This is a genomic window from Enterococcus lemanii, from assembly GCF_016909125.1.
Taxonomy (GTDB): Bacteria; Bacillota; Bacilli; order Lactobacillales; family Enterococcaceae; genus Enterococcus_I; species Enterococcus_I lemanii.
In genome coordinates this window covers 25,807-36,455 of sequence record NZ_JAFBFD010000033.1, presented here as the reverse complement: position 1 = coordinate 36,455, position 10,649 = coordinate 25,807, and the positions used below count along the sequence as shown (strand labels likewise).

Sequence of the window (10,649 nt, the reverse complement as noted above, 5' to 3'; positions counted from 1 at the left end):
TTTAAAAAGCCAAAATTAAATAACAAAAAAAGAAGAACCTGAGTCCTTCTTAATTATACGGATATTGCTAAACAACACTATTTGACAAAGAGCCATAAAAAGTGAGTCGTCTTATTTATCATTTACGAATTAAGCAGTGATTTCAGTTACAACACCTGAACCAACTGTACGTCCGCCTTCACGGATTGAGAAACGAGTACCGTCTTCGATCGCGATTGGGTGGATTAATTCAACATCGATTGTTACGTTATCGCCAGGCATAACCATTTCTGTACCTTCTTGTAAGTGAACAACGCCAGTTACGTCAGTTGTACGGAAGTAGAATTGTGGGCGGTAGTTAGTGAAGAATGGTGTATGACGTCCACCCTCTTCTTTAGATAATACGTAAACTTCCGCTACGAATTTTGTATGAGGTGTAATTGAACCTGGTTTCGCTAATACTTGACCACGTTGGATGTCTTCACGAGCAACACCACGTAATAAAGCACCGATGTTATCGCCTGCTTCAGCGTAGTCTAATAATTTACGGAACATTTCAACACCTGTTACAGTAGTGTTTTTAGTTTCTTCGTCGATACCAACGATTTCTACAACGTCACCAACGCGAACTTGTCCACGTTCAACACGACCTGTAGCAACTGTTCCACGACCAGTGATTGAGAATACGTCTTCAACTGGCATCATGAATGGTTTGTCAGTGTCACGAGTTGGAGTTGGGATATACTCGTCAACAGCAGCCATTAATTCGAAGATTTTTTCTTCGTAAACTGGATCGCCTTCTAAAGCGCGTAAAGCAGAACCTGCGATAACTGGTGTGTCATCACCTGGGAAATCGTATTCTGATAATAAGTCACGAACTTCCATTTCTACTAATTCTAATAATTCTTCATCATCAACCATATCCATTTTGTTTAAGAATACAACGATGTAAGGAACACCTACGTTACGAGATAATAAGATATGCTCGCGAGTTTGAGGCATAGGACCATCAGCAGCAGATACTACTAAGATCGCGCCGTCCATTTGAGCCGCACCAGTAATCATGTTTTTAACGTAGTCCGCGTGTCCTGGGCAGTCCACGTGAGCGTAGTGACGAGCTTCCGTTTCGTATTCTACGTGAGAAGTTGAAATTGTGATTCCGCGTTCGCGCTCTTCTGGAGCACCATCGATTGAAGCGTAGTCAGAAGCTTTCGCCCAACCTTTTTTAGATAATACAGTTGTGATTGCAGCTGTTAAAGTAGTTTTACCATGGTCAACGTGGCCGATAGTACCAATGTTAACGTGGGGTTTAGAACGGTCAAATTTTTCTTTTGCCATTTTAAATGTTCCTCCTAAAAGTATAAGATTTTATTTTTTTATTCTGATAGGTAAACAATCTTAGAAAAGATTGCTTGCCCATATCATCGCTAATATTGTACACGAAATCTCACAAAAAATATAGCCATTTATAAAATTTCGTTTAATTCAGAAGATTATTCAGCAGATTTGCCGCCATTTTTCTTAATGATCTCTTCTTGAATTGATTTTGGTACGTCTTCATAGTGGTCAAATACCATCATAAAAGTACCGCGTCCTTGTGTTGCAGAACGTAAAGTTGTTGCATATCCAAACATTTCAGATAATGGAACCATTGCATTCACAATTTGTGAATTACCATGTGCTTCCATCCCTTCTACGCGACCACGACGAGCAGTTACGTGACCCATGATATCCCCTAAGTTTTCTTCAGGAACAGTCACTGTTACTTTCATCATTGGTTCTAAGATTGATGGATTTGCTTTTTTAGCTGCCGCACGTAACGCTAGAGAAGCTGCTACACGGAAAGCTGTTTCACTTGAATCGACATCATGGTATGAACCATCATAAAGTTTTGCTTTTACGTCAACTAATGGGTAGCCTGCTAAGACACCATTTTCCATTGAGTCAGCTAAACCTTTTTCAACTGCTGGGATGTATTCACGAGGAACCACACCACCGACAATTGCGTTTTCGAATTCAAAGCCTTTACCTTCTTCATTCGGTGTGAATTCGATCCATACGTGACCGTATTGACCTTTACCACCTGATTGACGTACGAATTTACCTTCTGCTTGTGTTGCTGAGCGGAATGTCTCACGGTAAGATACTTGAGGTGCACCTACGTTAGCTTCCACTTTAAATTCACGACGCATACGGTCAACTAGAACGTCTAAGTGAAGTTCACCCATACCCGCGATAACTGTTTCGCCTGTTTCAGCGTTTGTTTCAACACGGAATGATGGATCTTCTTCAGCAAGTTTTTGTAATGCCACACCCATTTTATCTTGGTCTGCTTTTGATTTAGGCTCAACAGCAACTTGGATAACTGGTTCTGGGAAGACGATTGATTCTAAGATAACAGGGTTTTTCTCATCACATAAAGTGTCCCCTGTTGTTGTATCTTTCAAACCAACTGCTGCCGCAATATCCCCTGCATGAACTTCTTGAATTTCTTCACGAGAGTTCGCGTGCATTTGTAGGATACGTCCGATACGTTCGCGTTTGCCTTTTGAAGCGTTCAATACGTATGAACCAGATTGTAAAATACCTGAGTACACACGGAAGAATGTTAGACGACCTACGAATGGGTCAGTCATTACTTTAAACGCTAAAGAAGCAAACGGTGCATCGTCAGAAGATGGGCGTTCTGTTTCTTCGTCTGTTTTTGGATTAATCCCTTTAATTGCAGGAACATCCGTTGGTGCTGGTAAGTAGTCAATTACTGCATCAAGTAATAATTGAACACCTTTATTTTTGAAAGCTGTACCGCAAAGTACTGGGAAGAATTCAACGGTTAAAGTTGCTTTACGAATAGCTGCTTTTAATTCAGCTTCTTCGATTTCTTCACCATCTAAGAATTTCATCATTAAATCTTCATCGAAATCAGCAACTGCTTCGATTAATTTTTCACGATATTCTTCTGCTTGCTCTAAGTATTCAGCTGGAATTTCTTCTTCAACCATGTCAGTTCCTAAATCATTTGTATAGATTTCGGCTTTCATTTTTACTAAGTCGATAATACCAGTGAATGTATCTTCCGCTCCAATTGGTAATTGGATTGGGTGAGCATTTGCTTGTAAGCGATCATGTAAAGTTGATACAGAATATAAGAAGTCTGCACCTGTTTTATCCATTTTGTTACAGAAAACCGCACGTGGTACACGGTAGTCTGTCGCTTGACGCCAAACGGTTTCTGTTTGTGGTTCTACACCTGATTGTGAGTCCAAAACAGTTACTGCTCCGTCAAGAACACGTAGAGAACGTTGTACTTCGATTGTGAAGTCCACGTGTCCTGGTGTATCGATAATGTTTACGCGGTTACCTTTCCATTGAGCAGTTGTTGCTGCAGAGGTAATGGTAATTCCACGTTCTTGTTCTTGCTCCATCCAGTCCATTTGTGAAGCCCCTTCATGGGTTTCACCTAATTTATGGATTTTACCAGTGTAATATAGGATACGCTCAGTTGTTGTTGTTTTACCAGCATCAACGTGAGCCATGATACCAATATTACGAGTGTTTTCTAAAGAAAATTCTCTAGCCATAATCGGTTTGTTCTCCTCTCAAATTCTTACTTTAAGTTCAGATGGTCATTAACCTTCTACTAAAAAAAGTAGTGAGGATCTTACCAACGGTAGTGAGCAAATGCACGGTTTGCTTCTGCCATTTTATGTGTGTCTTCACGTTTTTTAACTGAAGCACCAGTATTGTTAGCAGCATCCATGATTTCTTTTGCTAAGCGTTCTTCCATTGTGTGCTCTCCACGCAAACGAGCGTAGTTTACAACCCAACGAAGACCTAAAGTTGTACGACGTTCAGGGCGAACTTCAACTGGTACTTGATAGTTAGAACCCCCAACACGACGAGCTTTTACTTCTAAAACAGGCATAATGTTTTTCATTGCTTGTTCGAAAACTTCCAATGGATCATTTCCTGTTGTTTCTTTAATAATATCAAATGAGTTGTAGATGATGTTTGCAGCCACTCCGCGTTTACCGTCAATCATAATACGGTTGATTAAACGTGTTACTAATTTTGAGTTATAAATCGGATCTGGTAAAACATCGCGTTTTGTAATTGGTCCTTTACGAGGCATCCATAACTCCTCCTTTACGTATAATAAGTTTTTGTGTTTCGTTTCAATTCAATGTTTGTTCTTAAGCTTTAGGACGTTTAGTTCCGTATTTAGAACGAGATTGTTTACGGTCGTTAACTCCCGCAGTATCTAAAGCACCACGAACGATGTGGTAACGTACTCCAGCCAAATCTTTTACACGTCCTCCGCGTAATAAGACAACACTGTGCTCTTGTAAGTTATGGCCAATCCCTGGGATATAAGCTGTAACTTCAATTAAGTTAGATAAACGAACACGCGCATATTTACGTAACGCCGAGTTAGGTTTTCTTGGTGTCATTGTTCCCACACGAGTTGCTACCCCACGTTTTTGAGGTGAGTTCACGTTTGTGTGAATTTTCTTGAAACTGTTATATCCTTTGTTCAATGCAGGTGAATTTGATTTATCCGCCTGAGATTTACGAGGTTTACGTACTAATTGGTTAATTGTAGGCATTCCTTGTATTCCTCCTTCCTTAATTCGCTTTGTAGTCCCACACATCCAGGTGGTTCTTTTTTTGCGATAAAAAATAATGCAATGATTTGCATTTTTTCAATTGTGCTCCTTCACAGTCAGCACGTCCGGTTAAAGACCTGTATGTAAAGCACCTTTGAAATCATAGCATATTATTTTTTATCCGTCAATAAGTTTTAGATAGTTTTTTGATAGAAAATACATTTCCCCTATTAAAGTTGGCGTGCCATTTTGTTTTCCTTATCCTAGCAGTCTTCTTAACAAGAATTTTCTTTTATCCTACTATCCTTTTTATGAAATTGCCTGTATAATAGCGATGTTTGAAGATAACTTTATAAGGTGGGAATCAATTTGAATTTAAAAGAAATGGTTGGTATCAAGGCAGCAAGTTACGTAAAAGATGGCATGACGGTCGGACTTGGAACAGGCTCAACTGCTTATTATATGATTGAAGAACTTGGTCGTCGTGTAAAAGAAGAGGGATTAGCTATTATCGGTGTACCGACTTCTTATGCTTCAAAAGAGCAAGCTGAAAAATTAGGGATTCCTGTAAAAACAATTGATGAAGTGAATCACGTTGACTTAACGATTGATGGCGCCGATGAAATCAGTGCAGACTTCCACGGAATCAAAGGTGGCGGGGCAGCTTTACTATTTGAAAAGATTGTGGCAAGCTATTCAAAGCAAATCATTTGGATTGTGGACGAATCAAAAATGGTCAACCATCTAGGTAAATTCCCATTACCTGTCGAAGTCGTACCATACGGCCAAGAACAATTATTCCGTTTATTCCAAGAAAAAGGCTATAACCCTTCCTTTAGAATGGAAGAAAATGAAAAATTAAAACAAACAGATTCTGGACACTCGATTATTGATTTACATCTAGACTGTATTGAAGACCCACTTGCCTTAGATGAAGAATTAAATCAATTAGCCGGCGTGGTAGAACACGGTCTTTTCTTATCAATGGTCAATACAGTCATCGTTGGAAAAGAAACAGGTCCAGAAGTTATCGAAAACATTCGCTAGTCACTCTTGCCTACTAAACTTTAAGGTGGAAACAAAATTAATGAAACAAGTTGGCTACATTCGTACAACCGTTGACGACGAAAGCGTCAAACGCCAAATGAATTTATTGCAGCAGTTTGATTGCCAGACAATTTATGAAGAAAAAAAACCAGACGAAAGCACCACGCTAGAAGAAACCGTACGAGAGATGGAACTTGGCGATACTTTAGTGATTACCAGTCTTTATCAATTAGGGAAATCTTCGCGACAACTCGCCGAATGGATTCCCGTATTACGCGAAAAACAAATCCACTTAGCTTCAATTAAAGAAAAAATCGATACACGCCACCCTTTAGGTCATTATTTTTATGATTGGATGGAAAATATCGCGAATATGGAAAAAGCTTTATTGAAAGAACGAACAATGATCGGTTTGCAAAAAGCACGCGCGCACGGAAAAATCGGCGGTCGTCCAAAAACAACACCAGAAACAATTGAACAAATCCGGTTTTTATTTTTTGAAAAAAAACAAACCATCCCAATGATTGCAAGCGCCTGTAATGTCTCAATCGGCACTTGCTATAAATATATCCACGGAAAAGAAGCTAAAAAAACTAAACCTGAGTAAAAGGTTTAGTTTTTTTTAGCTTTTTATTGGTATTTTCGGCGAAACAAGAGGATAATAAAAAGAGAAGAAAAGAATAAAAAATTAAAGGAGCGTTTTGTATGTCAAAATTAGTTTTTACCCGTCACGGAATGAGTGAATGGAACAAATTAAACCAGTTCACTGGTTGGGTTGATGTCGATTTAGCACCTGAAGGCGTTGAAGAAGCCATTGAAGGAGGCCGAAAAATTAAAGAAGCCGGCATTGAATTTGATGTTGCCTTCACGTCCGTTCTCACCCGTGCCATCAAAACTTGTAACTTAATTTTAGAACACAGCGATCAACTCTGGGTCCCACAAATCAAATCATGGCGCTTAAACGAGCGTCACTATGGTGCTTTACAAGGCTTAAACAAACAAGATACTAGAGAAAAGTATGGCGATGAACAAGTTCATATTTGGCGTCGTTCTTACGATGTATTGCCACCACTATCAGAAGAGACTCCCGATCGTCGATATGCGTTATTAGATCCGCGCGACGTACCAAAAGGAGAAAACCTAAAAGTTACTTTAGAGCGTGCATTGCCTTTTTGGCAAGACCAGATTGCTCCTGCTTTACTTGAAAACAAAACCGTTCTAGTCGCCGCCCATGGCAACTCTTTACGCGCACTGGCGAAACATATTGAAGGGATTTCCGATGCTGACATTATGGATTTAGAAATTCCAACCGGCCAACCCCTTGTTTATGAATTAAACGACGACTTAACCGTCGCTAAAAAATATTACCTATAATAATGTCTACCGATTAAATAAAAAGCATTGAAACAACGGTGTTTAAAATGGACCCTCTAATTCAAAAAGAAACCAAAAGCTATTATGCGGCAACTAACTGGTATCGATAATCAATCGGTGCCAGTTTTTTCAAATTCCACTGTCCACGGTCAATATTGAAAGATTTTAATGTATAAACCACAAATTTACTCGCAGCTTACTTGTGCAGATTTTGATCAACTTGTTGGTTTAAAAATTAACCCTGAAAATCGCTGGATTAAAAAAGCGGCTCATATTCCTTAGGCAGAGCTAGAAAAGAAATATGCTAAATAAAAAAGCAATGTTGCCAACTTTTGTGAATGGCTTTAGGTGCCTTAATAATTCAAAAAGAATATGGCTTCAGTGCTGAAGAAACCATTATGCAAGTGCAAGAGAATATTCATTTAAAATCTTTCATTTGACAAAATATTTGTTAATCGATACTTGTTACTCATTCCTTTTTCAAATAAATTGTTTCATATTTTTTGTTAAATAAAGGTTTGTATGAACCTATTGTTGATTCATCCACACGAGCGAACCGAAGAGAATCATTGGCGCCGGAGCCGTGTCAAATGATTCGATGTGAATTACGGAAGCTTGGTGCTTTAGCAACTAGCTCTCCGTTTGAAGCTCGAAAGCTGAGAGACTTCAGGCTCGAAGCGGTCACACGGTCCCTTAAGCCAATGAATTCTCGTAGGTGAGTGGCGCTTACAAATTAAATTGGGCACATTATGAATATTGGGCAATTATTCAGTAGACATTACAATAATTATGGCTCAGCAAAAAGTATTTTAATCGATACTTGTCTAAAATAATAAAAAAAGAGGGATCGTCGTCTTCACACGAACAATCCCTCTTTTTTTATATGTAGTACTCAACTATAAATTTTTTTGCGGTTTCTTTTTACCCATGAATAGCCGTTTCTAATGCCACCGTGATCATTTCATTAAAGGTTGTTTGGCGTTCTTCGGCACTTGTTTCTTCGCCAGTAATCATGTGGTCACTTACTGTACAAATGGCTAAAGTACGAACGTTGAATTTTGCCCCTAAATAATATAAGATCGCTGCCTCCATTTCAACACCTTTTACACCGTATTTCGCTAGTTCAAAAGTTTCATCCATGTAATCTTTATAAAAACTATCTTCAGATAAGATATTGCCAACGTGAACAGTCATCTCTTTTTCAACGGCAACTTCATAAGCAGCTTTCATCAAGTGAAAATCAGCAATCGGTGCAAAATCAAAATAAGCAAAATTTTTCTTAATCATGTTTGATGTCGTTACTGCGCCTTGGGCAATTACTAAATCACGTACATGAACATCCGTTGATAGCGCACCACAAGTCCCGACACGAATCAAGGTTTTAACGCCGTATGATTGAATTAATTCATTAATATAAATCGACGCAGAAGGCATCCCCATTCCCGTTCCTTGAACACTTACTCGTACCCCTTTGTAAGTCCCCGTAAAACCTAACATGCCACGGACTTGATTATAACAAACAGGATTGTCTAAAAAGGTCTCGGCAATATATCTTGCCCGTAACGGATCGCCCGGTAGTAATACAATTTCAGCAATTTCGCCGGCTTTCGCCTCAATATGAACACTCATTTTTTTGCCCCCTTGATTATAATGCTGCTAATGTTTCTTTGATTAACTCTTTAAATTCTGCTTTGACACGTTGCGTTGTTTCCACTACTTCTTCATGATTTAAGTTGGCTTGCATCCCTGCCGCCAAGTTCGTAATACAAGAAATCCCTAAGACTTTCAAGCCGCTGTGTGCAGCCACGATTACTTCTGGTACAGTTGACATGCCGACCGCGTCTGCTCCGATTGTCCGGGCAAAACGAATCTCAGCTGGCGTTTCGTAAGTTGGACCTGAAAAGCCCATATAAACACCTTCTTTTAAATGTAAATTTTTTGCTTCGGCCACTTTTTTAGCTGTTTCTCGATAAGCAAGGGTATAAGCTTGACTCATATCTGGGAAGCGTGGACCCATTTCTTCTTCATTTTCACCAATTAATGGGTTGTCGCCCATAAAATTAATTTGATCTGTAATTAACATTAAGTCCCCTGGTGTAAAACTTGTATTCACCCCGCCACAAGCATTGGTTACTACGACAGAATGCGCATTTAAAGCTTTCATCACACGAACAGGATACGTCACGGTTTGCATTGAATGCCCTTCATAATAATGGAAACGTCCTTGTAAAGCTAAAACTTTTTTACCTGATAATACGCCATAAACTAATTGGCCTGCGTGACCAACAACCGTCGAAACAGGGAAATGCGGGATTTCATTGTAAGGAATCACGACTGCTTCTTCAATTTCTTCGGCTAATTCACCTAAGCCTGAACCTAAAATCAAGCCAAACTCAACTTCTTTGACCCCTTTTCCTTGAATAAAAGCGACCGTTTCTTGTAATTTTTCTGTTAATGACATCTTTTTTCCTCCTATTTCAATAACGCTAAAAAGCTTTGACCGTTTTCAGTTGCGGACACTTGGAAATTCTCTGCAATCGTTGCCGAAATATCAGCAAAATGACCTTGTGGCAATTGACCTTGACCTTGCATTTTTTTACTAAAAGCCAGAAGTGGCACGTATTCTCTTGTATGATCTGTGCCAGGGAAAGTTGGATCATTCCCGTGATCGGCTGTAATTAATAACAAATCCTCTTCTTGTAACGCCTCAAGTAGCGCTGGAATTCGGCTATCGAAAGCTTCAATCGCTTCCCCATACCCTACTACGTTACGGCGATGCCCATAAACAGCATCAAAATCTACTAAATTCGTAAAACTCAAGCCGGTAAAATCTTTTTCCATAACTTTTAATAATTGATCGACGCCGTCCATGTTGTCTTTTGTACGAACCGATTCAGTAATTCCTTGGCCATTAAAGATATCATTGATTTTACCAACAGCAATCACGTCTTTGCCGGCTGCTTTTAACGAATCTAGCACGGTTTTTCCAAAGGGGTCAAGCGCATAATCGTGCCGATTACTTGTGCGTTTAAAATTACCAGGTTCCCCTACATAAGGACGGGCAATAATTCGGCCAATCATATAAGGCTCGTCTTTTGTAATCGCTCGAACATATTCACAAATTCGGTATAATTCTTCTAATGGAATCACTTCTTCGTGTGCCGCAATTTGTAACACAGGATCCGCAGACGTATAGACAATTAAATCGCCCGTTTCCATTTGATGTTTGCCGTAATCGTCTAAAACTTGGGTGCCTGAATAAGGTAAGTTACAAACAATTTTCCGACCTGAAAATTCTTCAATTTGTTGGAGCAATTCTGCCGGAAATCCTTCTGGAAAAACACGGAAAGGTTTTTGAATATTTAATCCAGCAATCTCCCAGTGGCCGGTCATGGTGTCTTTTCCGACCGAAATTTCTTCTAATTTCGTCGCATAACCTTGATGATTCGCGACATTTTTAACCCCTTTTAACGGGCGAATCGTTCCTAAACCAAGTTGTTCTAGATGAGGAATAGTTAGTCCAGCAACTTCAGCAATATGTCCAAGTGTATCCGAGCCTACATCATTAAAAGCGGCCGCATCTGGCGCTTCTCCAATTCCAACTGAATCCAAGACAATTAAGTGTATGCGTTTAAACATCAA

Annotated in this window: 10 protein-coding genes; 3 read left to right on the top strand and 7 right to left on the bottom strand. The window is 39.4% G+C overall.

Annotation, left to right across the window (positions count from 1 at the left end):
• Positions 1–129: 129 nt before the first annotated feature.
• The 4 genes from tuf to rpsL form a co-directional block, all read right to left on the bottom strand.
• Complete coding sequence (gene tuf, locus JOD14_RS09865) at positions 130–1,317, bottom strand: elongation factor Tu (protein WP_204654646.1); 1,188 nt, start codon at positions 1,315–1,317, stop codon at positions 130–132.
• A 155-nt stretch (positions 1,318–1,472) separates the two neighbouring features.
• Positions 1,473–3,560 carry an elongation factor G gene (gene fusA, locus JOD14_RS09860; protein WP_204654645.1) on the bottom strand — a complete coding sequence of 696 codons (2,088 nt, stop codon included), beginning with the start codon at positions 3,558–3,560 and terminating at the stop codon, positions 1,473–1,475.
• An 80-nt stretch (positions 3,561–3,640) separates the two neighbouring features.
• Entirely contained in the window at positions 3,641–4,111 is a 471-nt protein-coding gene (gene rpsG, locus JOD14_RS09855) for a 30S ribosomal protein S7 (RefSeq protein WP_204654644.1), read from the bottom strand.
• Between the two features lie 61 nt (positions 4,112–4,172).
• Positions 4,173–4,586 (bottom strand): 30S ribosomal protein S12, encoded by a 414-nt coding sequence (gene rpsL / locus JOD14_RS09850; protein ID WP_188366943.1) that lies wholly within the window; start codon positions 4,584–4,586, stop codon positions 4,173–4,175.
• Positions 4,587–4,955: 369 nt separating this feature from the next.
• On the opposite strand from rpsL, the gene rpiA reads away from it, so the two are divergent.
• From rpiA to gpmA, 3 genes are all read left to right on the top strand, one after another.
• Positions 4,956–5,633: a ribose-5-phosphate isomerase RpiA gene (gene rpiA, locus JOD14_RS09845; RefSeq protein WP_204654643.1), complete on the top strand. Its 678-nt coding sequence runs from the start codon at positions 4,956–4,958 to the stop codon at positions 5,631–5,633.
• Positions 5,634–5,673: 40 nt separating this feature from the next.
• A complete protein-coding gene (locus JOD14_RS09840; RefSeq protein WP_204654642.1) occupies positions 5,674–6,240 on the top strand; it encodes a recombinase family protein in 567 nt (188 codons plus the stop codon).
• A gap of 98 nt (positions 6,241–6,338) precedes the next feature.
• Positions 6,339–7,007, top strand: coding sequence for a 2,3-diphosphoglycerate-dependent phosphoglycerate mutase (gene gpmA / locus JOD14_RS09835; protein ID WP_192423563.1), 669 nt, complete (start codon positions 6,339–6,341; stop codon positions 7,005–7,007).
• A gap of 921 nt (positions 7,008–7,928) precedes the next feature.
• Here gpmA and deoD read toward each other — a convergent pair.
• The 3 genes from deoD to deoB are packed head-to-tail and all read right to left on the bottom strand — an operon-like array spanning position 7,929 to position 10,646.
• Positions 7,929–8,636, bottom strand: a complete 708-nt coding sequence (gene deoD / locus JOD14_RS09830) for a purine-nucleoside phosphorylase (RefSeq protein WP_204654641.1) — start codon at positions 8,634–8,636, stop codon at positions 7,929–7,931.
• Positions 8,637–8,652: 16 nt separating this feature from the next.
• Entirely contained in the window at positions 8,653–9,468 is an 816-nt protein-coding gene (locus JOD14_RS09825) for a purine-nucleoside phosphorylase (protein ID WP_204654640.1), read from the bottom strand.
• Positions 9,469–9,479: 11 nt separating this feature from the next.
• Complete coding sequence (gene deoB, locus JOD14_RS09820; RefSeq protein ID WP_204654639.1) at positions 9,480–10,646, bottom strand: phosphopentomutase; 1,167 nt, start codon at positions 10,644–10,646, stop codon at positions 9,480–9,482.
• Positions 10,647–10,649: the final 3 nt, after the last annotated feature.